This window comes from Paenibacillus sp. NPDC058174, assembly GCF_042883865.1.
Taxonomy (GTDB): domain Bacteria; phylum Bacillota; class Bacilli; order Paenibacillales; family Paenibacillaceae; genus Pristimantibacillus.
This window is the reverse complement of sequence record NZ_JBHVUY010000001.1, coordinates 436,171-457,325: the sequence shown is the minus strand read 5'-3', so window position 1 is coordinate 457,325 and position 21,155 is coordinate 436,171. Positions and strand designations below refer to the sequence as shown.

At 48.0% G+C, this 21,155-nt stretch carries 18 protein-coding genes; 1 reads left to right on the top strand and 17 read right to left on the bottom strand.

All coding sequences use genetic code 11. The features are described 5' to 3' along the window. Positions 1–162 precede the first annotated feature (162 nt). From ACFVVF_RS02075 to ACFVVF_RS02045, 7 genes are all read right to left on the bottom strand, one after another. A complete protein-coding gene (locus ACFVVF_RS02075; RefSeq protein ID WP_387804935.1) occupies positions 163–1,287 on the bottom strand; it encodes a cysteine desulfurase family protein in 1,125 nt (374 codons plus the stop codon). Continuing rightward, positions 1,284–1,955, bottom strand: coding sequence for a metalloregulator ArsR/SmtB family transcription factor (locus ACFVVF_RS02070; protein ID WP_387804934.1), 672 nt, complete (start codon positions 1,953–1,955; stop codon positions 1,284–1,286). The genes ACFVVF_RS02075 and ACFVVF_RS02070 overlap by 4 nt, the downstream gene beginning before the upstream one ends. A 208-nt stretch (positions 1,956–2,163) precedes the next feature. Further along, the gene (mnmH, locus tag ACFVVF_RS02065) at positions 2,164–3,192 is read right to left on the bottom strand and encodes a tRNA 2-selenouridine(34) synthase MnmH (protein ID WP_387804932.1); all 1,029 of its coding nucleotides are present in this window, start codon (positions 3,190–3,192) and stop codon (positions 2,164–2,166) included. A gap of 25 nt (positions 3,193–3,217) precedes the next feature. Beyond that, a complete protein-coding gene (gene selD / locus ACFVVF_RS02060; protein WP_387804930.1) occupies positions 3,218–4,267 on the bottom strand; it encodes a selenide, water dikinase SelD in 1,050 nt (349 codons plus the stop codon). Positions 4,268–4,409: 142 nt separating this feature from the next. Next, positions 4,410–5,036 (bottom strand): YqaA family protein, encoded by a 627-nt coding sequence (locus tag ACFVVF_RS02055; RefSeq protein ID WP_387804929.1) that lies wholly within the window; start codon positions 5,034–5,036, stop codon positions 4,410–4,412. A gap of 82 nt (positions 5,037–5,118) precedes the next feature. Next, positions 5,119–5,871 (bottom strand): SDR family NAD(P)-dependent oxidoreductase, encoded by a 753-nt coding sequence (locus ACFVVF_RS02050; RefSeq protein WP_387804927.1) that lies wholly within the window; start codon positions 5,869–5,871, stop codon positions 5,119–5,121. 59 nt (positions 5,872–5,930) lie between these two features. Further along, on the bottom strand, positions 5,931–7,367 hold the full coding sequence (locus tag ACFVVF_RS02045) for a DHA2 family efflux MFS transporter permease subunit (protein WP_387808736.1): 1,437 nt from the start codon (positions 7,365–7,367) through the stop codon (positions 5,931–5,933). Between the two features lie 202 nt (positions 7,368–7,569). Here ACFVVF_RS02045 and ACFVVF_RS02040 point away from each other — a divergent pair, with 202 nt between their 5' ends. After that, positions 7,570–8,457, top strand: coding sequence for a LysR family transcriptional regulator (locus ACFVVF_RS02040; RefSeq protein WP_387804925.1), 888 nt, complete (start codon positions 7,570–7,572; stop codon positions 8,455–8,457). Between the two features lie 109 nt (positions 8,458–8,566). Here ACFVVF_RS02040 and ACFVVF_RS02035 read toward each other — a convergent pair whose 3' ends face one another. From ACFVVF_RS02035 to ACFVVF_RS01990, 10 genes are all read right to left on the bottom strand, one after another. Next, entirely contained in the window at positions 8,567–9,250 is a 684-nt protein-coding gene (locus ACFVVF_RS02035) for a bZIP transcription factor (protein ID WP_387804923.1), read from the bottom strand. A 517-nt stretch (positions 9,251–9,767) separates the two neighbouring features. Further along, positions 9,768–10,547, bottom strand: a complete 780-nt coding sequence (locus tag ACFVVF_RS02030) for an ATP-binding cassette domain-containing protein (protein WP_387804921.1) — start codon at positions 10,545–10,547, stop codon at positions 9,768–9,770. Positions 10,548–10,562: 15 nt separating this feature from the next. Next, positions 10,563–11,348: an ABC transporter permease subunit gene (locus ACFVVF_RS02025; RefSeq protein WP_387804920.1), complete on the bottom strand. Its 786-nt coding sequence runs from the start codon at positions 11,346–11,348 to the stop codon at positions 10,563–10,565. 25 nt (positions 11,349–11,373) lie between these two features. Beyond that, a complete protein-coding gene (locus ACFVVF_RS02020) occupies positions 11,374–12,453 on the bottom strand; it encodes an ABC transporter substrate-binding protein (RefSeq protein WP_387804918.1) in 1,080 nt (359 codons plus the stop codon). A gap of 27 nt (positions 12,454–12,480) precedes the next feature. Continuing rightward, a complete protein-coding gene (locus ACFVVF_RS02015; RefSeq protein ID WP_387804917.1) occupies positions 12,481–13,587 on the bottom strand; it encodes an iron-containing alcohol dehydrogenase family protein in 1,107 nt (368 codons plus the stop codon). 158 nt (positions 13,588–13,745) lie between these two features. Next, positions 13,746–14,954 (bottom strand): aminotransferase-like domain-containing protein, encoded by a 1,209-nt coding sequence (locus ACFVVF_RS02010; RefSeq protein WP_387804915.1) that lies wholly within the window; start codon positions 14,952–14,954, stop codon positions 13,746–13,748. A gap of 392 nt (positions 14,955–15,346) precedes the next feature. After that, on the bottom strand, positions 15,347–16,576 hold the full coding sequence (locus ACFVVF_RS02005; RefSeq protein ID WP_387804914.1) for an MFS transporter: 1,230 nt from the start codon (positions 16,574–16,576) through the stop codon (positions 15,347–15,349). 50 nt (positions 16,577–16,626) lie between these two features. Then, positions 16,627–17,172 (bottom strand): OsmC family protein, encoded by a 546-nt coding sequence (locus ACFVVF_RS02000; RefSeq protein WP_387804912.1) that lies wholly within the window; start codon positions 17,170–17,172, stop codon positions 16,627–16,629. 200 nt (positions 17,173–17,372) lie between these two features. Further along, positions 17,373–18,593, bottom strand: coding sequence for a hypothetical protein (locus ACFVVF_RS01995; protein ID WP_387804910.1), 1,221 nt, complete (start codon positions 18,591–18,593; stop codon positions 17,373–17,375). A gap of 220 nt (positions 18,594–18,813) precedes the next feature. Beyond that, the gene (locus ACFVVF_RS01990; protein ID WP_387804908.1) at positions 18,814–21,141 is read right to left on the bottom strand and encodes a glycoside hydrolase family 95 protein; all 2,328 of its coding nucleotides are present in this window, start codon (positions 21,139–21,141) and stop codon (positions 18,814–18,816) included. Between the last annotated feature and the right edge of the window lie 14 nt (positions 21,142–21,155).

Genomic DNA, 21,155 nt, shown 5'->3' with positions numbered 1-21,155 from the left:
TGCTTAGTTTTGCGAAGCAAAACTTACTTCGTAAGCATCTGCTTAGTTTTGCGAAGCAAAACTTACTTCGTAAGCATTGGCTTAGTTCTGCGAAGCAAAATTAACTTCGTAAGCAACGGCCTAAGTCTTGCGAAGCCGCCTTGCTTCGCATCAATTCAATTCTCAATTCTCTAAAATGATCTTTTCCAACAACTGCAGCGCCTCGTCAAGCTCCTCCTGCTCCGTGTAACGCCCTACGCTGAACCGGATCGTTCCGCGGGCCGTCTGTTCATCAACATTCATCGCCTTCAGCACAGGTGAGATAGTTGTCAGACCTGCATGGCAGGCTGATCCGGTGGACGCGGCCAATTGAGGGATTTTGCTCAAAATATCATTGCCGTCCAATCCGACGAAGCTAACATTGACGGTATTCGGCAACCGATTGTCCTGCGAACCGTTCAGCTTCACCAAGCCTCCGAATCGCGCATACAGCTGGTCAAGAAAATATCGGCCTAAGTTGTGAAGGCTTTGTCCCCCGAGTGCTTGCACTGCCAGTTCGGCCGCTTTCCCCAGTGCCACAATGTAGGGCACATTTTCCGTCCCTGCACGCATACCCCGCTCATGGCCCGCTCCATGAATAAATGACTCAAGCGGAGTGCCTCTGCGAATATACAAAGCGCCAATCCCTTTTGGCGCATACAGTTTATGTCCGGCAATAGACAATAAATCTACACCGAGCTCATCAACATGAACCGGAATTTTCCCCACAGATTGCGCGGCATCCGAGTGGAATACAATATCATGCTTCTTAGCAATTTGAGCGATTTCATTAAGCGGTTGAATGGTGCCAACTTCATTATTCGCATGCATGACCGTAATAAGGATGGTCTGCTCGGTAATAGCAGCCTCAATCGCTTCCGGTGACACGGACCCCGTCTCATCCACTTCTACATAGGTAACCTTCGCCCCCAAACGTTCCAGAAAGGAACAAGGATTGAGAATTGCCGGATGCTCTACGGTTGTCGTTATAATGTGATTGCCTTTCTCTTTTAGAGCAAAATAGACACCCTTAAGAGCGTAATTGTTGGATTCACTGCCCCCGCTTGTAAAAACGATTTCATCTGGATCACACTTTAGCAATGCAGCTATGCTGGCTCGCGCCGTTTGAAGCGCTTCCTTCACCGTTGCGGAAGCCCAATGACTGGAGGACGGGTTCCCGTAGCTCCCTTGCAAGTAAGGGTACATCGAATCCAATACCTCAGGTGCAATCGGCGTACTTGCGTTGTAATCCAAATAGATTTGTCTCATGACTCTCCTCCTCCGCTATACTGCTCCCATTCCAAAACTCCCTCTTCAATACGAAACGCCTGATAGCCATACTCCTGCAAAAACTGAACGGCCTGTGTCGCATAAATACAATAAGGCCCTCTGCAATAGGCTACGATTTCCCTGTCTTTGGGCAAGGCAGCGATTTGAGCCTCCAATTCATCGATCGGAATCGACAGCGCTCCTGGAATATGAGCCGTTTGAAACTCATCTTTGGGACGAACATCCAGCAGAACGACCTCGCTGCTGTTCATTTTCGAGACAAGCTCATCCATTGTCAGCGTCTGGATAGCAGAGAAGTTTTGCTGATACTCCTCTTTAATTCGCTGCACATCTGTCAATTGCACCTCACCTATATTCCATAACGAGAGCAGAAATTCCGCTACCTGGGGATTCGCAAGCTCATAGAACACATAATTTCCTTGCTTATGATATTTAACTAATCGCGATTCAGAAAGCACCTGCAGATGTTTGGAGACGTTGGCGATACTTGAATTCGTACTGGATGCCAGACGCTCTACCGCTTTAGGCCCTTGAGACAGCAAATGAAGAATTTCCAGCCGCTTTTCACTTGACATGCTTTTACCGATTCGCGCAAACTGGCGGTATAAACTGTCCTTAAAGTCACGACTGAGCTGCTGCATATCCATCACAGTGAAACACCTCTATTCAACTTATTAGTTGAATAGTAAAACACTCCTCGTGAAAAGTCAAATGATTCCGCTTTGAAAATAAAAAAAGCCGCCTGCTGGAGAGGCGACCTTTTCGAGAACTGCAAATATGCATGATCGTTTGCATTTTAATATGACCTTGCTGCATCGATACGTAGACCAAACCACAGTTTCTACAGATCAATAATTACTGCTGCACCAGCTTCTCCAACTGTATGACAGCGTCGTCCACGCTTGAAGCCTGAATTACAGAGCTTACTTCTTCATTATGTTCCCCGGAAGAATGTGTATATTTGGGGTCATAGTAATAAGTGAGCAGCATCTCCACCGCGGCGTGATAGTTCTCACTCAGCAGGCAGGATTCGATCTCCGCTGCGATTGGTGTATGGATACGAGATTTAATGAGCCGGAACGAGCTGATACAATCATCGATATGCTCCCAAGGCTTATAGTCCTCAACAATTTGTCTGATTCGAGCATCGATCGGCAAATCCAGACGGATGTGATGCGCTTTTGTACGGGCATCCATCATGAGATCAGGTACTGTAATTTTCCCGATTCGACGGCCCTCAGCTTCGAACATAACATAAGGAGACTGGCTATTTGCCTGCAGATCCTGTAGCAGCAGCGCATCAAACATTTTCTGATTATGAGCAGCCAGACCAATGCCGCCAAAAATCGAGCCGCGATGGCCTGCATAGCCTTCCAGATCCAAGACTGGATGGCCTTTCTCTTTCATTTTCCGCAAAATCGCCGTTTTACCGCTTCCCGTATTTCCGTGCAGCACAAAGGATTGCGGTTCAAAGCGGATTTGCTGCAATTGCTCCACAACATATTGCCGATAAGCCCGGTATCCGCCCGATATCCGGTATACTCGGATGCCCATTAGAGACAATACCGTCGCTGTCGTCTTGCTTCGCATACCGCCGCGCCAGCAGAACACAGCCTTGTTATCCGGTATTTCAGCAAATGTCTTGATAAAAGCGGGAAGCTTGGCCGATACAATCTCCAAGCCTCTCTCTTTGGCAGCCTGCACGCTAACTTGCTTGTAGAGTGTCCCAATCTCGGCTCTTTCTTGATCATTGAAGATTGGAATGTTAAGGCTGCCTGGAATCGATGCATCCGCATATTCCGATGGAGACCTGACATCGATCAGGACAAGCTCCTTCCTGCTTCGCAGCTCCGAGCATTCTTCAACCGTTATATCTTGAAACATAGCGTTTGCTCCTTAATAGGTGATGTTACACGACTTTAATCTGTCCGGCATGCGCTGATGTCACTTCTCCAATAATGTTCGCTTCGACTCCGGCTTCTTGAAGCTCGTCCAGCATCGATTCAGCCTGTTCTGCTGCAACCGCAATTAACAAGCCGCCGGACGTGACTGCATCGCAAAGGATCCATTGATCGATTTGATCCATTTCAGCAGGAAATACGACGTCATTTTCTACATGCTTAAAGTTATTTTTCGTTCCGCCAGGCACGCAGCCAGACTCCGCCAGCTCTCGCACGCGCGGCAGCTTCGGAACCGCTTCATTCGCAATAATAATTCCGACCTCGCTGCCTTTTGCCATTTCCAGAGCATGTCCGATCAGGCCAAATCCTGTTACATCCGTGCAGGCATGGGCATCATGCCGGTTCATAATTTCAGCCGAGGTTTTGTTCAAGGCCGCCATTACAGCCGTAACTCGTTCTATTTCCTCTGCACTCAGAAGCTCTCTCTTAATGGAGGTCGTCATGATTCCCACGCCAATAGGTTTGGTCAGAATGAGTTTGTCACCTGGCTTAGCCCCTGCATTGGTCTTCACACGCTCCGGATGAATGAGGCCTGTAACAGCCAGACCGAACTTCGGTTCTTTATCATCAATTGAATGCCCGCCTACAAGGGTGGCACCGGCTTCTTTCACTTTATCAGCAGCACCGCGTAAAATGTCGGTCAAAATGCTTTTATCCAATGTCGCAATCGGGAACGCTACGATATTTAATACCGTTAACGGCTTTCCGCCCATCGCATAGATATCGCTGATAGCGTTTGCAGCTGCAATTTGTCCAAACGAGTAAGGATCATCTACAATGGGGGTAAAAAAATCTACCGTCTGAACGAGAGCCGTATCATCGCTAATACGGAAAACACCGGCATCATCGCTCGTTTCAATACCGACAAGCAAATCGGGATTCCGCTCGGCTTGCGGCAGACCTGCTATAACCTGTTTCAGATCGGCAGGCCCGATTTTGCAGCCGCAGCCTCCCTTGCTGGACAACGACGTTAATTTAATGGAATGATTAACATTCATCTGTATCCGTCCCTCTCTCACTAGTTATTGTACAATATAACGAAATCGTAACTGATGCGCTGCAGGAACGCAAACAAAACGGCCGTTCACCGGTAAAATACCGTGATACAGCCGCTGCTAGAAGAAAGCTCTTTTATCATATCTATGGATTAACGGATGAACTCTCCGATGATTCTTCTGAGAAATCAAGCGCTTCAATCGTTTTAAGCTTCCGCTGTCTAAGCTTCTTCCGCACAAACAGAAAGATAAGGATGAGCGGAACGCCAATTACGAGCAAATATAAGGATACGTGCTTCACCATATGTTCAGCCGAACGGCCATAAACATAGAACAATATGCCCACGGAATAAAACTTGACGGCCCTCCCTATTGAGGCAAAAGCCAGCAGCTTCCATAACGGAAATCGGAGTGAGCCCGAGATAATCGTGAATACTTTAAACGGAATTGGCGTGAAGGAACCGATCAGAATAGCGGCCTCCCCATTCTTTTGAAACAAACTCATTGCTTTGTCGACCCAGTCCTTCTTGAGCAATTTGTTCAGCACAGAGCTTCCGATCATACGCCCGATGAAATAGCCAACCGGTGTGCCTAACAAGCAAGCAAAAAAGCCTGCTGTAGCCAGCCAAAGCGCATTAGAAGGATTAAGAATACTGAGCGGCAGCTGCAGAAACAGTGCCGGAATCGGAAAAATAATAGCATCCATAAAAGAATGAATGAATAGTCCCAGCGTACCAAACTCTGCCAGGTAATCGATTATTTTTTGTAACATATACGCCTCTCTTCATGATGACTTTACCCGCAGAGGCTTGTACAAGCTGGCCCCTGCGGGTATCTTCCATTCTTCAGTTGGCTTACAGTCTGCAGCCGCCTCCATCCACCATTAACGTTTGCCCCGTTATATAATCAGAATCTTGGCTGGCGAAGAACACTACAGCCCGTCCAATGTCTTGTTCCACGTCCCCTACCCGGCGCATCGGGATTTTGGAGAGCGTCTCTTCGAAATGCTCCGGCATATGCTCTGCCCACATTTGAACACCCGGCGAATTGGCAAACGGACAAATGACATTCACCTTCACGCCATAGGGTCCGAATTCATTAGCCGCAACACGCGACAGGCCACGCACCGCTTCCTTGGCAGCTCCATATGCGGCCTGATTCAAATCGCCGTTGATGCCTGCTCCCGATGCAAAGTTAATAATATGTCCCTTTGTTTGTTTTAAATAAGGGAGTGCGTATTGCATCAAGTAAAAGGTCGGGAAAAATCCGGTTTTAAACGGCAGCTCCAAATCTTCCGGCGTTATTTCTTCGAACGGCTTCACCCTTGAGGCTTGGGCATTGTTGACGAGTATGTCAATTTTCCCGAATGTAAATGCCGTATGGCTTATAATTGGAGAGTGCGTTTGAAAATCAGCTAAGTCTGCATGTATGAAAATGGAGTCTGGCGAGATCTCTTGCAATTCTGCTAAAGCTCTCTCTCCCGCTTCTTTGTTGTAATCTACGATTGCAACCTTCGCTCCTTCTTTAACAAAAGCCTTTGCGATGCCGTTCCCCACGCCTGAAGCACCGCCTGTAATGATAGCTACTTTATTTGCTAGTTTTGTCATCCTAATCACCTCGGTTATTATTTATGAATCTCATTCTGAATGCCGTGCCACCGCTTCTATTAATGCATGACTGGACGGGATTGCCCTTCTTCTGATTCACCTTCCGGCGCTTTGGTTCGTTTTACGAACAGACCTAGTACGAGAGCGATAAGCGCGATGTAGAAAGCGATCTGGAATGCGTCCTGCATTCCCGCTACTAAGCCGTGAACCGCTTCTTCCGGTGCTGCTGGATTGGCGGAAGTCTTCAAATACGATTTGGTGCCATTGGAGAAAATACTAATGAACAATGCCATTCCTATTGCGCCCGAAACCTGCTGCAGCGTGTTCATTATCGCCGTTCCATGCGGATAGAGATGTCTTGGCAACTGGTTCAGCCCTGTCGTCTGCGCCGGCATCATGATCATGGAAATGCCAATCATTAGAATGACATGCAGCGCGATTAACATCCCTTTACTCGTCTCAAGCCCTATCCCTGAGATCAGAAACAGGGAAATAGCTGTAATGATAAGCCCTGGTACGACAAGCACTCTTGGGCCAAATTTATCGAAGAGCTTGCCCGAAACTGGTGACATGATGCCATTGACGATACCTCCTGGCATTAGCGTCAGTCCTGCTGAGAAAGCTGTCAGCATCAAAGCCTTCTGCATATACAATGGCAGGATTAGCGTAGTTGAGAATAACGTCATCGTCATGACGATCATGAGAATCGCCGTCAGCGCGAACATCGGGTATTTGAATGCCCGCAAATCCATCATCGGCTGCTTGGAAACCAGCTGGCGCCAAACGAACAGCAGAAGCGCAGCTCCGCCCGCAGCAATGGTCCAAATGACGTCTTGCTCCGACCAGGAAACCTCGCCGGCTTTACTGAAGCCATATACGATTCCGCCAAACCCGATCGTCGACAGCAGTATCGACAGCACATCAACCTTCGGCCTTGTAATGTCGGATACATTTTTCAAATACAGAAAACCAAACACAAGCGATATAACGACTAGCGGTATAACGAGGAAAAACAGCCAATGCCAGCTTAATGAATCAATAATGAGTCCGGATAAGGTTGGCCCGATAGCTGGCCCAAACATTAACACGAGTCCTATCATGCCCATAGCTGCTCCCCGGTTGTTTGGCGGGAAAATAATAAGAATCGTGTTCATCATCACGGGTATCAGCAATCCGGTGCCAGATGCTTGTACAACTCGTCCCGCTAATAACAGCTCAAAAGAATTGGAAAAGCCGCATGTTATGGTGCCGATTAGAAACAGCAGCATTGCGGACAAAAACATCTGCCTTGTCGTGAACCATTGCTGCAGCAGCGCCGTTACGGGCACAAGTATGCCAATGACCAGCATATAGACGGTTGACAGCCATTGAATGGTAGCCGTCTCAACGCCAAATTGATTCATTAAATCTGGAAATGCGATGCCTAGCAGCGTTTCGTTCAGAATTGCGACAAAAGCGCCGATAATTAAAGCGGTAATGATGGGGCCTCGTTTGATGGTACTTAAATCTGCTTTCGTTTGTGCACTCTCTGCTGCAATCACTTTTTACCTCCCGTTTCATGTCGTTTCTGCACCTCTAGTATACGAAGGTTTATTTACTCATAAAAAGAGCTAATTATTTGTTGATTAACAACTGAAATAGTATAATCAAAAAAAGAGAAGTTACTTCGATCATTGTTTAGGTTAGGAGATGTCAAATATGGAGCTGCAGCAGTTGAAATATTTTGCCGAGGTCGCTAATCAATTGCATTTCGGCCGCGCTGCCGAGCGTCTTCATGCTTCCCAGCAGACGGTCAGCCATCAGATCGGACTACTGGAGGCTGAGCTGAATCTGAAATTGTTCAAACGTACGACGCGCAAAGTGGAGCTGACGTTAGCGGGTGAAGCGCTGCTGGAAGAGGTTAAGCTTGTATTCATGCATTTGCAGCGGGGTGTGGATGAAGCGATTCGGGCGGAAGGCGGAAGAAGAGGCAAATTGACGATCGGCTACTTCGGAATTATGCTGTACAGCATTTTGCCCAGTGTGGTTCGTCTGTATCGTGAGCAATATCCCGATGTTGAAATTGTGATGCAGGAGATGGATTCGTTTCTGCTGGAGGAAAAGCTGCTTCAAGGAGAAATCGATATCGGTTTTTCTGTCTACTTAAATGATAAGCATAGCGAACAAAGTATGAACTGGCTCACCTATTCCTTGGAGCCTATCGTCATCGCCTTGCCGAAACATCATCATTTGGCCGCTAGAGATGAGATTCATCTTTCCGATTTGGCCAAGGAGCCTTTTGTCGTGCTGAACCGGAACGATTCGCCTATGATGTTCGACGCCTTCGTCCTGTTCTGCCGGCAGGCTGGCTTCAGCCCCAATATCGTACAGGAAGCTGCCAGCGATCAAGCCGTCATCGGACTCGTTGCCGCCGGTGTTGGCGTTGCGTTCGTACTGAATTGTATGAACAAGCTATTCGAAAATGATATCAGCTATATCCCGCTCGCGGAACCGATGTTTGAAGTGGAGCTGGCAATCTGCTGGCTTCATAGCAACAGGACGGCACAGGTCGAGCAATTTGCAGATGTGGTGCGGCATTTTTCGTAGAGCAAGCTTGTCGATGCTGCAGTTGCAGCTTCGCATGATAAACAACCATAGCACTTATAATGATACGAAAAAGGCTAACCGCGAAAAGAACGGTTAGCCTTAAATCCTATTAACGAATGATGAGTTCATATTCTTTGTCATTCATTGTAATGACGGCTTTAAGCGGCGACGTTCCCGTCTCTACCTCGGTCGGTACCTCTGCAAGATAGAGCAACGTTGCAGTTTTGAGAGGTTCAATTGACGTGATATTCGTGTAGGTGAAATCGGCGCCGCCTTGATCCTCAATGGTTGAGAAGGTTTTGTACTCATACTTGTCATTATATTTGACTGTAACGTCGGCAAATCTGTCAGCCTTTTTACCGCCCTCTAACAAGCTCTTAAGCTTGATCGTAATAGCTAAATAGGTCGTATCCGCCTCTTTGGCCTCATAATACGTGTAGAACGTTCCAGGCTTGGAGGGCTTAACGATTTTTGCAAACTTTGTTCCAGTAACCGTAAATTCAGCAAAGTCCGCTATTGTGACTGCTTTATTCACTTCGACCGCCAAGCTGCTAGCTGTCTCTGGAGTCTGTTCCGGCTCTTCTGCCGGAGCTTCGTTCTCAGAAGCCTTCTGCTCTTCGTCCGCAGGCACGTTGCCTTGTTTCAGCTTTTCATTTTCTTCTTTTAACGCTGCAATTTCTTGCTTAAGCTGCTTGATTTCCTCATTAGAGCTATTGCTGCCGGATGAACAGCCAGCCAATAAGCTTGCCAATAGACCCAGTGTTACGATAAATTGTAATGTCTTCTTCCCCATCTAGTACCTCTATCTCATATAGTGTTTCCAGTATACACCAAAACTTTTCTATATTCTACAAATTCTCTCTTTATTCGACTTCACCTTAAGTTGAAAATGAAGACAAAAGAGCTTGGCTTCTATCAATTATTGAGAAGCTTTACAAATCAAAATGCAATAATGCATGTTGTCAGCCCTATTTTTATCGATTTATCGCATCAAAATGCAAATGTGCAGGTTGATTGGCCCAAAACGGGCCATTTTGAAGAAATAGACAGATTTCAAATGTACTTTTGCATTTTGATCGCATTTTCGGCCCGTTTGAGGCTCTTCAAAATGTACTTTTACATTTTGGACATCATAAAGCCGAGGAAATCCGTTCGAATAAAGCAGGTGATTTGGAGGCATTATCCGTTATTTCGAGGCGGAGAATAGTCCAGAAGAGAGGGTTAATTTGTTAGTATAATCAAGGTAACCTTTTATACTGTTTATACGAAGCATAAGCTCCCTTTATCAAGGGAGCCCATTTTCAACTTATTCAAATAGAATAACTTACCTTGCGCCCTGCTGCGCCTATGCCTGGAAGCGCAGGCTTACCGAGCACACGCTGCAGCACTAAATTCTCATAATACGTAAAACCGTTATCCCGTTCTCTCTGCCGCGCTAAATCAATCCGCACATCTAGAGAAATTTGCCCCTCTTCAATAAGAAGTACACGATCCGCTAATGTAATCGCCTCGCTCACGTCATGGGTGACAAGAATAACCGTGAACCCTTCCTCCTGCCAAAGCCATTCGATTAACTGCTGCATTTCGATTCGCGTCAACGCATCAAGCGCGCCAAGCGGCTCATCGAGCAGCAGCAGCTTCGGGCGGCTTGCCAGCGCTCTCGCTAATGCTACGCGCTGCTTTTGACCGCCGGACAATACACTGGGCCATTCCGCTCCCCGATCACCGAGCCCTACCTGCTCCAGCACTTCGGCTGCCCGATTGCGGTCATTTTTCGAACCGATGCGGACATTATCAAGAACGCTCTTCCATGGCAGCAGACGATGCTCCTGGAACAGAAAACGAATATGCTCGCCTGTTTTCCCTGTCTGTCCTTCCGCATCTCCCCAAATAATACCACCGGATGAAGGCTGCTCCAGTCCGGCGATCAGACGGAGCAGCGTGCTTTTACCGCAGCCGCTTCTTCCGACGATAGCGATAAATTCGCCTTGATTAACCGTCAAATTAATATCTTTCAGCACTTTCTTTTCCTTGAACTGCTTCGTTAAGCCCCGCAGCTCGAAGCGTGCTCCCCTTTTCAATTCCCCCATTGTGCTCCCCCCTCCTTAACGCGCGACATAGTTCGGGTTCCATCGCAGCAGCCGCTTCTCCAGCGTTTTCGCCAGACTGTCCGACAGCTTACCCAGCAGCGCATAAATGACAACGCTCAGAATAATAACATCCAGCTGCATAAATTCTCTGGCGTTCATTGCCATATAGCCGATTCCCGACTTAGCCGCTACCGTCTCCGCCACAATTAATGTGAGCCACATAATGCCAAGTGAATATCTGACCCCTATGAGTATGGAAGGCATAGCTCCCGGCAAAATAATATTTTTATAAAGGGACAGACGTCCTAACCCATACACTCTCCCCATCTCTACGAGACCCGGATCAATGGAGCGGATACCGTGAAACGTATTGAGGTAGATGGGGAAGAATACTCCGGCCGAGACAAGAAACAGCTTCGCTTCTTCTCCGATACCGAACCATACGATAACTAGCGGAATTAATGCAAATAACGGAATGTTCCGAACCATCTGAATGGTAGAATCGGTTACTTCCTCCGATATCCGCCAGAAGCCGTTCAAGAGGCCAAGCACGAAGCCAAGTCCGCCCCCGATTAGGAAGCCGCTGATCGCACGGAGCGCACTAATGCCGAGGTTATCCAGCAATTCGCCGCTGCGGATCGTTTCAATTAACACTTTGAATACCTCGATCGGCATAGGCATTACATTGCTATCGATCAGTCCGAAAGCTGTTAACAGCTGCCATAGCAGCAAAATAACGACCGGCAGGAGGAGCGGCAGCGCTCTCCTCCTTATTTTATTGCCTGCATTCGTTGAAGACATCCTGCTCATTCCCCTTCACTATTCGCTATTTCAGCTCGTCGTCGAATGCATTCGACCAGATCTGACTGGCATCGATCTTACTGGATAACAGACCGACACTCGTTAAGGCATCCGCTACATCCTGTTGAGAGGCAATGGCTTCAGGCGAGGTTGGAATAATTTTGGTCGGACGCTGTTGTTCTCCGTTATGGTAGGTTTCCAGCGCCTGAGTTACGTCCTGCTTCGTTGCTTTGGCTACAATTTCTGCCCATTCCTGTTCATGTGCACGTGCCCATTCATGAAACTGGTTAATCCGCTTGAGGTAATCCACGATCGCAGCATGCTTCAACGGATCTTCAATGTTGGCTGGAGTCGTTGCAACCGGGAAGTTGCCAGATAAAATGTCTTTGGCAGACGCAAGCGTAGTGGCCCCCTTCTGTTTCGAGGTAATAATCGCATTGCCGTAGCTCGCTAATGCATCAACGCTTCCGCTAATCAAAGCGCTGAGGCCGTCTGCCGTCGACAATTCTACCGGCTCAATATCTCCCCAGGTTAATCCTGCATTCTCCAATATTTTCAGCAGGAAATAATGAGCGGTTGTCGCTTTGACATAGGCTACTTTCTTTCCTTTCAAATCTGCAACCGTCTTGATTGGCGAATCCTTCGGAATGACAATTTCCTGCTGCAGCGTAGTCCCCTGGGACACCGCAATGATTTTGAAATTGCCGCCATTGGCCGCTAGAGAAGCAAAGATAGGCGGAATTTCACTCGTTAGCGCCAGATCCAAATGCTTCGCAGCCATCGCCTCCAGCTGCAGATTGCCGCCTTGGAATACCTGATACTCCACCTTATATGGCGTATTATCCACACCTGCTGCTTGGAAACCGGCCTCGAAGTTGCCCCAGCCTGTCTGGCCGACAACGAGTGTTACTTTAGTTAAATCCAGCTCAGCAGCACCAGCCGAAGCCGCTTTATCTGTGTTCGCGGGAGCAGCTGTTTCAGCCTTCGCATTGGATTCTTTTTTATCATTTGCCGTTTTTGCATCGTTCCCGCAAGCGCTAACCAGAAATACTGCTAATAGAAGTACGATAGTCATTGCACGTTTATAACGGTGAATCGTTGTCATATAAACTCTCCCTCTCTACCCTGTCTATTAATTCAAATGGAAGGCAGCCTCCCGGACTTGCTGTCCCAGTTGGTCTGCATTATGAATAGCTTGAGCCAGCAATTCCTTCGTTACTGGAAAGTTGAGCTTTGCCAGAAAAGCTTCCGGCAATTGAATTTTTGCCGTGATGCGGTCAATCTGCTCTTCTTTATTGTTCTCAATCCCCAATTGCTCTAACGTTACAGGAAGATTGAATCGGTTCAGGAAGGCAGACAGGTTCTCCGCCTCTTCTCTCTTGTCTTCCAGAAATAGCTGCGCGATCAGGCCAAAGCCTACCTTTTCTCCGTGCAAGGAGTGATGGGTCTCTGGAATCCAGGTCAAGCTGTCGTGAATGATATGAGCAAATCCGCCGCGTCCCCCTCCACCTGTAACACTGCCAACTAGCCCTGCAAGTGATAGAATGGCATCCGTTACATCAGCAAACGCGGGATGTTCCTTTCCTTGCTGAACCGCTTCATAGACAGGAACACCATGCTCACGGATAATTTCAAGGGCAAGCTCAGAGGTGCGTACCCCAATCCGGGCATCCAAGGCGCCTGTTGCACCGGGTGTAATATGAATAGCCGTCTCATACCATTTCACTATCGTATCCGCCAATCCCGCTGCTAAAAATCTTGCCGGTGCGGCGGCAATAACTGCTGGATCAGCCAATACGAACTTAGGGGATTGCTTAAGCGGCAAATAGCCGGAAGAGCGGCCCTCATCATCATACAAAACCGTTAGTGCCGACCAGCCTGCACAGGTAGCTGCAACTGTCGGAATCGTCACGACCGGAATGACGGCCTGCTCCGCAACAGCCTTTGCCGTATCAAGCGCGCTTCCCCCGCCAATCCCAATAATGAAGGAAGCTGTTCCCTTCGCTTGCTCTGCCAAGCTATCGATTTTCTCCTTCGTGCAGCTGCCGCTGAACTCATTAAGTGAATAGTTTATTTCTTGTTCTTGCAGAACGGCGGTCAACTCCCCGGATACCTGATCCCAAGCTGTTTTTCCGCTAATAATGAAAGCCCGGTCACCTAACTCTTTAAGCCTGGAACCGCTCTGTCTCACAATGCCTCTCTCATTCCAATAGTGGTCAGGCGCTTTTACTTGAAGCATGGTTATCCCTCCATCGATTTAATTCGTATAAGATCAACAAAAAAAGCCAATGACATTATCCGCACGCAATGCTGCGGTTCAATCATGGCTTCTGGCGATCCAGTCAGCTTTTCCTATTCGGTTATTAAGCTATAGGTAGATATGTAGATTAGCGGCCCTTATCCAGTGAGAGGCTCCGGCTGAATGCGTTCGTAATAGGCATCGGCCAGTGCCCTCACGCCTTTGGCAATCTGCTCGGTGGAGCAATAGCTGAAGCAAAGCCTGAGATAGTTGGAGCCCTGCCCGTCATGGAAGAAGGCATTTCCTGCCACAAAGCTGACTCCTTTATGGATTGCTGATTGATAGAAGTCATTGACATTAACCGTTTCCCCGAACTTTACCCAAATAAAGAAACCGCCGTCGGGTACATCGACTTCAATCTCGTTGCCTAAAGCAGCTTCCAGCTCCCCAATCATTAAATCACGCTGTTCCCGGTAGCGGCCGGTCAATCGATTGACTTGTTCGTCGAAATCATATTCTTCAAGCAGCTCTCCAACAATTTCTTGCGTAAAAGGATTCAATTGGCTGCCAAGCGATAAGGTTGCCAGATAGCCAATGGCTTCGGCCGAAGCAATGATCCAGCCTAAGCGCAGGCCTGGTCCCAGCGTCTTGGAAAAGGTACTGACATAAATCACTCGTTCCGGGGCAAAGGTGTAGATCGCCGGACGGGTTTCACCGCTAATGTTGAGCTCTGCATAGGCGTCATCCTCAAGGACAAAAAAGTTATACTCAACTGCTAGCTTAGCCAACTGCTGCCTTCTTGGCGTTGATAACGTTGCTCCCGTCGGATTATGGTAGTTCGGCATGACATATACAAGCTTAGGCAGCTCTTCGCCAGCATTCACTGCGGCAAGCAGTGCAGCTTCCAGTTCATCTACTTGAAGTCCCTCTTCATCAACAGGAAAAGAACGAATTGAAGCTCCGGCAGCTCGAAAGGATTGAAGCGCATTGAAAAATGTAGGACGCTCCACCCATACCTGATCTCCAGCCGTTAACAGGATACGAGAGGTCAAATCAATGCCTTGAATGGCTCCAAACGTTGGGAGAAAGTTTCTGGCCGATGCTTCAATGCCGAACTTTTTCATACGGTTCAATACCCAATCACGCACTCTTCCCGGACCAATTGCTCCCGTATAATGCAGGGCATCCGAGCGCTCCCGCTGCAGCGCCTTGCCCGCAGCCGCTTGAAGCTCTTGGACGGGAAGCAGGTCTGTGGCCGGAAAACCGTAGGAAAGATGGATATGTCCGGGATCTGAAATCCTTGTTCCTCCTATGGAGGGAGCCGGCAAATGACGTGAGAAAAGCGAGGCCTCGATTGACTTGCTCAATGTAAATTCCCCCTTTGCATAATTCCTACTAAACCAATGTAATTTGTAATGATTAACTTACCATCACTTCCAATCGTAGTCAATAACTCTACTTATAGAGTATTTCTATTAATTGTTTCAAAATTTTGAATGGAATCCAATTCGAAGCACTGTAATAAAAGCAACGCGGTAAATCGATTAGAGAAACAAAAATGTCGTTGGATCTTGCTTCAACACGCTAGTCGGTCGGATTCCTCACGTAGAAACTCAAAGAAAGAGTGCGAAATCTGCCATATGACTAGCTTTCACACTCCTTCCCTTTCGCCTAATAGCGATCAATTGCAATACAATTGCCTAATACTGCAAGGATAAAGCCGCCAAAAACTAGAAAAAACCGCAATCGCGGTTTTTAATTATCGAATTGTTTCACTCTTTGGCTCACCGGTCTGTTTCATGATCATGCCAGCTGACTTCCCAGCAGCCAACAGCGATCTTGATCCCCAAGCAGCTCCCAGCAGTGCAATTCCCGTCAACAGGAAAACGTACGGTATATCGATCCAGCCGCCAAGAAAACCGCCAAGCAGCGGACCTATGACAATGCCAAATTGACTGGCTGATTGACTGAGGCTTACTGCCCTGCCGCGGAAATCACGATCTGCATAATGGATGATTAAAGCGTTCAATGCAGGATAGACCGCTGCGAAAAAGAGGCCGTAGCCAAATCGCAGGAAGCCAAATGGAACCAGGCTTTGCGTCACGAGCTGCAGCAGATTTCCGATGCCGCCGCCAACCAGTCCGATAAACAACGTTTTACCGTAACCGATCCGGCCGCCAATTTTCCCCCACCAGGGACCCATGATGACGGTAGCAATTCCTATTGCCGAGAAAACGATTCCCGAGCTCAGCGTTGCCTTCTCAATAGAACCGCCAATTTGCACGACATAGATCGTCAGTAACGGCTCAATAATCAATACAGATGTGGAGACCAGCATGATCAAACCGTATACTTGCAGCAACCGCGGATTGGCAGCCGCTGTTTTCAAATCCTGCCTGATACTGCTTCGGGAGTCCGACTTGCGCCCGTGAACCTCCTTAACCCCTAGGACGATTACAGCAGAGATCAGCGTAATGATGCCTGACGCAATGAAGCATCCTCGCAATCCGATCCATTGGCTGAGCAATCCGCCCATAAGCGGACCCAAAATGCCGCCGGCAGCGGTAGATGTAGAAATAACGCCAAGTGCATAGCCGACATGCTTTTCAGGTGTATTGGTACCTACTAACGCTATAGATGCAGGGGTAAAGCCGGCCATCAGTCCTTGGAATATGCGCACTGCCATGAACATATAAGGATCTTGAACAAAAAAGTTAGCCAGATGAGCAACACCTAGCCCAACGCCTGAGCGAACCAGCATCGACTTGCTGCCAAATCTGTCAGCGAGTGAACCCCAGAAAGGCGCACAGAGACCGCTTATCAAAAAACTGATCGAAATGGAAATGCCGGACCACGCCTCCAGCCCGCTCTTCACCCCTAAATCCTGCTGCAGAAACAGCGGGAAAAATGGTACGGAGAGCGTATACGACATATGGTTAAGAAACAGCCCCAGCCATAAAATATATAAATTGCGCTTCCAATGCAGCATATTGCCTGTCCTCCAATTCTACGCTGCATCCTGCTGTCCAGCGCCGCCGATTAGACCTTCTGAGCAGCAGAACGGCTGATAATCAAATCTCCTTCGATCTGCTGCGGATTTTTAAGCAGGTTAAATATCGGGCATACCTGTTCAATCGCTTCGTGCAGCGCCCGGAGCTTCTCCTCGGATTCATCGGATTGTATGAACAGTTTATAGCGAATGTTGTGAGGATAGATCGGCACATCCTCATAGCCAGGCATTCCAGCAAGCGGGTTCATCTCGCCTTCCACCGTCACCTCAAGAGAGTGAAGCGAAACTTCCCGCTCGGCAGCTTGAATTAAGGCGATATGCGTCAAGCAGCTTCCAAGTACGCCCAGCTGAAGCTCCGGCGAGGACGGCCCGAGATTATAGCCTGCAAAATCGGGCGGACTGTCGCTAATGACCTGAAAATCGCGAATCCGGATTTCCCGGACTCCGCTTCGTCCTGCTGCTCTTACGTTCGCGCTAATTTTGGATACCGCTTGAGCACTATTTTGCTCGAAATGAGCCTTTCTAGCGTGTATAGCCTTCCTCTTTTGTTCCAAATATTCATTTAAAGTTGCCATATGATTGCCCCTTCCAAATTAAATATAATTATTCCTATTGTTAAAGTATGATATTAACCTAAATATAGGCTAAGCTGTGGACGGTGTATAATAGAAAAGATTGATAAGCGTATTTAACATCTTTTATGACAAAGTAAGAAACCGGCGAATTCTCCACTGGAGATTCGCCGGTTCCAAAGGCAATGAATAACGCTAAGCTATTAGCGTTTGAAATAGAGGTGTGGAGCACCGTAACCAAGTGAATAAGCCGATTGACTTCTTATCAGCTCTCGAGGGCCCCATTTGGATATAATTTCAATAGGATTTCCCGATGCATCCCATTTCGTCACTTTCGCAAAGTGATAACCTGGATAATAAATGGCTTCCACATAAGGCATTATCGTTGTTGATGCCGTGCTAAAGGTGCCCCCGGGCCGCGATGCAAACCTTCCCTGGCGCTTCATGAAATCGATAATATCATTGTCATATCCTTGATTGGGAGCGCCGGCAGCATGAAGAGTTCTATTGTCCACAATATAATCGTAACACATCAGATCATCATTTGCTGGGCCAACAAAGCTGTTATCGGTGAGGGAATTGTAATAGAAGGTTGAATCGTCATGCTGGTATTCACTGAGCGTATTTAGCGTCACGTAAATTTGCTCAGAGACAACAACCTTAGAGGGTCCCGCATAGCTATTGGGATAAGTGACCGTAATATTAAGCGTTGGCTTCTGCGTGCCTCTCGGATCATAGAAGTCGTTAAACGTATAGTTCATCGAATAATTGCCGCCCCACCCCGTAGGCGAGAGCGTGCCCAGCGTTGTCGTACCGCTGCTCGTTGTGACAGTGGCTACTACTGAAATCGGGTTGCCTTCTGCCCATGCCGTTATTTGATGTGTACTGCCCCTTAATATATAAGCTGAGCCTGGTCCGCTTTCATATCCGTTCGTATAGTAAAATGCTCCTGGTCCGCCAGCATATACAAGCCCCGGTGTCTCTGCAACTATCTCCATTTGTGATAAAGAAAGATTGTTTGTATTCCCAGTATAATCGTACATATATAGATAATAGTCTCCGTCTAAATAATTCGAGTAGCTGGAAGAAGTATTAAAAACCATGTCGTACATCGACTGGCCATCCGGGGAAGATGGCGTAATCTTGGAGATCGCAAAACGGTAATCTTTACTTCCGGAGTTGCGGATTTTATAGCGGTAATTGTCGAAATGCACTTTATAGCGCCGCTCATTGTTCGCATAACGAATCGGTGAATGCCCTGTCGGATAAGTAGCGTAAATCGTCTCTCGTCCGTTCTGAACCATCAAGGTTCCGCCGCTGTACCAGGCGATTTGTCCTGGCAAGGCAAACGCACCCAGCGGAATCGAACTCAACCCGATCAGTAAAGCAAGGAATATAAATGCTCTTCTTAATCCCTTCATCATTTAACTCTCCTTCGAGAACTAGATTATGAAACCCCTTACATAATAGACTAGAAAATGTAAAAATAGTAGGGAGCTTTGAACCATTTAAATTCCGACAAACAGCCTTTGCTGGAATATGCGTGAGGCTGGCAATCAGAAGCTCTGCCAGAACGGCCGCACATATATAAAGGGAGCATGATGTCGTGAAACCGGACACCCTACTCCCTCTGGGAAAAGCAAATTAACCTTCTATGAGAACCTGCTGCGATATGCGAAGTTCACTATCAATGCTGTAGCTGCATCCAGCTTCATATTCGAACGTCGCAATATGACCGGCTTGTCTAAGCACAGTATTTCCAGAAGCAAACGCATGTACAACAGCTTCTACCATACGGCCTTCTGTCCAGACAACATCCACCTCAAGCGCTCCTCTAGCCCGGAGACCGCTGTAGCTCCCCGAAGACCATTTTGCCGGAAGTGCAGGAAGCAGATGCAGCTCTCCAGCATGGCTTTGGAGCAGCATATCTGCAATCGCAGCCGTTCCGCCGTAGTTGCCGTCAGCCACATAAATCGCTGTCTCAGCCCCGCCTATGCCCGGCTTGGAGAAGGTTAACAGATTGTCAAAGCATAATTTCCCAATCAAATGCGAGATTTGCTCATAGGCCCGCTCCCCGTCATGCAGACGGGAGAAGCAGCCAGCGAATGCAGCAACAGTAAACTCAACATCTTCATGATTATTGGTTGATTGGCGATTATTCAAAGTGACTCTTGCAGCTTCGCTAAGCTCAGGCGTAAACTGCGGCGTTATCTGATAGGCCGGATACAAGCTATGCAGATGGGATAAATGGCGGTGCTCAGGCTGCGCCTCTTCATAATCCTCCAGCCATTCCTGAAGTTGGCCATTCTTTCCGACCTGCAGCGGCGGGAGTTTCTCGATTGCCTGTTTCAACTGCCGTTGAAACGCCTTATCAAGCTGGAGCTTTTCAGCCGCTTTCAGACAAAATTCGAATAAATCCTTCACCAGCACCTGGTCAAGAGTCGTTCCCATCGACAGATGATTATGCAGCTTGCTACCTGCTGCGGCGTGGAAACTATTTTCAGGAGAGATGGAAGGTCCTGTTACAAGCCAATCGAGCTTGGGATGAAGCACCATGTAATCAAGGAAAAATGCTGCCGCTTCCTTCAAAATCGGATAAGCCGTCTCGCTCAGAAATTGATCATCCAAAGTAAATTCATAATGATCCCGAAGGTGGAGGGCAATCCATAATCCGCCTGTCACATTCAATCCCCAGGTTGTCTGCCAAGCCGGAGCCGAGAAACCCCATGCATTCGAGACGGTATGCGCTACCCAGCCGTCGCAACCGTAGAAATCCTTGGCCGCAGACTTCCCGTTCTCTGACAGCATCTTAATATAACGCATCAACGGAAGATGAGATTCAGACAAATGTGTCGTTTCCGTCGGATAGTAATTCATTTCTATATTGATATCGAGGTGATAATCGCAGGTCCAATCCATTCGGCATGCTTGATCATCATTCCAGATACCTTGCAAATTCAAAGGCAGAGGAGAATCCTCTCTCGCGCCGCTGATCGTCAAATACCGTCCATATTGGAAAAACAGAGCATACAGCGCCGGGTCTTCGTCATGGCCTTCTGCCAATTGCCGCAGCCGCTCATCTGTAGGCAATTGACGCTGCTCTGACGACCCAAGATCAAGGTTTACGCGGTTGTACAGACTGTAATAATCCGCAATATGATCCGCTTTAAGCTTCGCATACCCTTTCGCCAGTGCATGGTTAATTCGGTTGTCCGCGGCACTTCTCCAGTTGTCCCCTTTGACCCCATAGTCGGTTTCGATGGCAAAATAAAGAATCGCTTCTTGCGCATTCGATACGGCTATCTCCCCCGATTCGCCTTCGATAGACCCGCCGCCAACCGTCTGTACACGAATACTGCCTTGGCAGCTCACGCCGCATACACCATCGCTATGCATCCGCTCAAGCGCTTGTCCCTTGAAAGACAGTGCACCCGGCTCGTTCCAGCTTTGGAAAAATTCCGTTTTGCCGTTCAAGCGAACGGAGAATGAGATGCCCTCGGGACTCTCGCTCCACAGCCGGCAAGCAATCACGCCATCGGCGTGAGAAGCGAATAACTCGCGGTGTATTTTCGTCCCCTTATGCTCATAAATCGTAGTCGCAATGGCGGACTCCAAATTAAGCTCGCGAACGACTTTATCCCCTTCATTCACAAATTCCAATACGACGTCGCATACCGGCAAATTGGTACCGAAGTTTCCTTTGGACGGCTGCAGCAATTGCTGGGCAGCTTGCTCTCCGCCCTGATAGTCATCCTCGAAAAAATATTGCCGCAGACGTGCTAGATCATCTTTCCCTGAAGAATGGCTAGGTATCGGCTCCTGTTTCCCTGACCAGTAGGTTAATTCCGTAATGTTCCAAACCTCTCGCTGACCTCCGCCATAAACCACTGCCGCTACTCTTCCGTTCCCTACCGGGATCCCTTCCGACCATTTAACTGCCGGCTTGTCGTACCATAACTTCAAATGACCCACTGTTGTTTCCTCCC

What these genes read in the sequence shown, in the direction of transcription:
- ACFVVF_RS02075 (WP_387804935.1), bottom strand. Translation starts at nt 1,287, where the DNA reads ATGAGACAAATCTATTTGGATTACAACGCAAGTACGCCGATTGCACCT.
- ACFVVF_RS02070 (WP_387804934.1), bottom strand. Translation starts at nt 1,955, where the DNA reads ATGGATATGCAGCAGCTCAGTCGTGACTTTAAGGACAGTTTATACCGC.
- mnmH (WP_387804932.1), bottom strand. Translation starts at nt 3,192, where the DNA reads ATGTTTCAAGATATAACGGTTGAAGAATGCTCGGAGCTGCGAAGCAGG.
- selD (WP_387804930.1), bottom strand. Translation starts at nt 4,267, where the DNA reads ATGAATGTTAATCATTCCATTAAATTAACGTCGTTGTCCAGCAAGGGA.
- ACFVVF_RS02055 (WP_387804929.1), bottom strand. Translation starts at nt 5,036, where the DNA reads ATGTTACAAAAAATAATCGATTACCTGGCAGAGTTTGGTACGCTGGGA.
- ACFVVF_RS02050 (WP_387804927.1), bottom strand. Translation starts at nt 5,871, where the DNA reads ATGACAAAACTAGCAAATAAAGTAGCTATCATTACAGGCGGTGCTTCA.
- ACFVVF_RS02040 (WP_387804925.1), top strand. Translation starts at nt 7,570, where the DNA reads ATGGAGCTGCAGCAGTTGAAATATTTTGCCGAGGTCGCTAATCAATTG.
- ACFVVF_RS02035 (WP_387804923.1), bottom strand. Translation starts at nt 9,250, where the DNA reads ATGGGGAAGAAGACATTACAATTTATCGTAACACTGGGTCTATTGGCA.
- ACFVVF_RS02030 (WP_387804921.1), bottom strand. Translation starts at nt 10,547, where the DNA reads ATGGGGGAATTGAAAAGGGGAGCACGCTTCGAGCTGCGGGGCTTAACG.
- ACFVVF_RS02025 (WP_387804920.1), bottom strand. Translation starts at nt 11,348, where the DNA reads ATGTCTTCAACGAATGCAGGCAATAAAATAAGGAGGAGAGCGCTGCCG.
- ACFVVF_RS02020 (WP_387804918.1), bottom strand. Translation starts at nt 12,453, where the DNA reads ATGACAACGATTCACCGTTATAAACGTGCAATGACTATCGTACTTCTA.
- ACFVVF_RS02015 (WP_387804917.1), bottom strand. Translation starts at nt 13,587, where the DNA reads ATGCTTCAAGTAAAAGCGCCTGACCACTATTGGAATGAGAGAGGCATT.
- ACFVVF_RS02005 (WP_387804914.1), bottom strand. Translation starts at nt 16,576, where the DNA reads ATGCTGCATTGGAAGCGCAATTTATATATTTTATGGCTGGGGCTGTTT.
- ACFVVF_RS02000 (WP_387804912.1), bottom strand. Translation starts at nt 17,172, where the DNA reads ATGGCAACTTTAAATGAATATTTGGAACAAAAGAGGAAGGCTATACAC.
- ACFVVF_RS01995 (WP_387804910.1), bottom strand. Translation starts at nt 18,593, where the DNA reads ATGATGAAGGGATTAAGAAGAGCATTTATATTCCTTGCTTTACTGATC.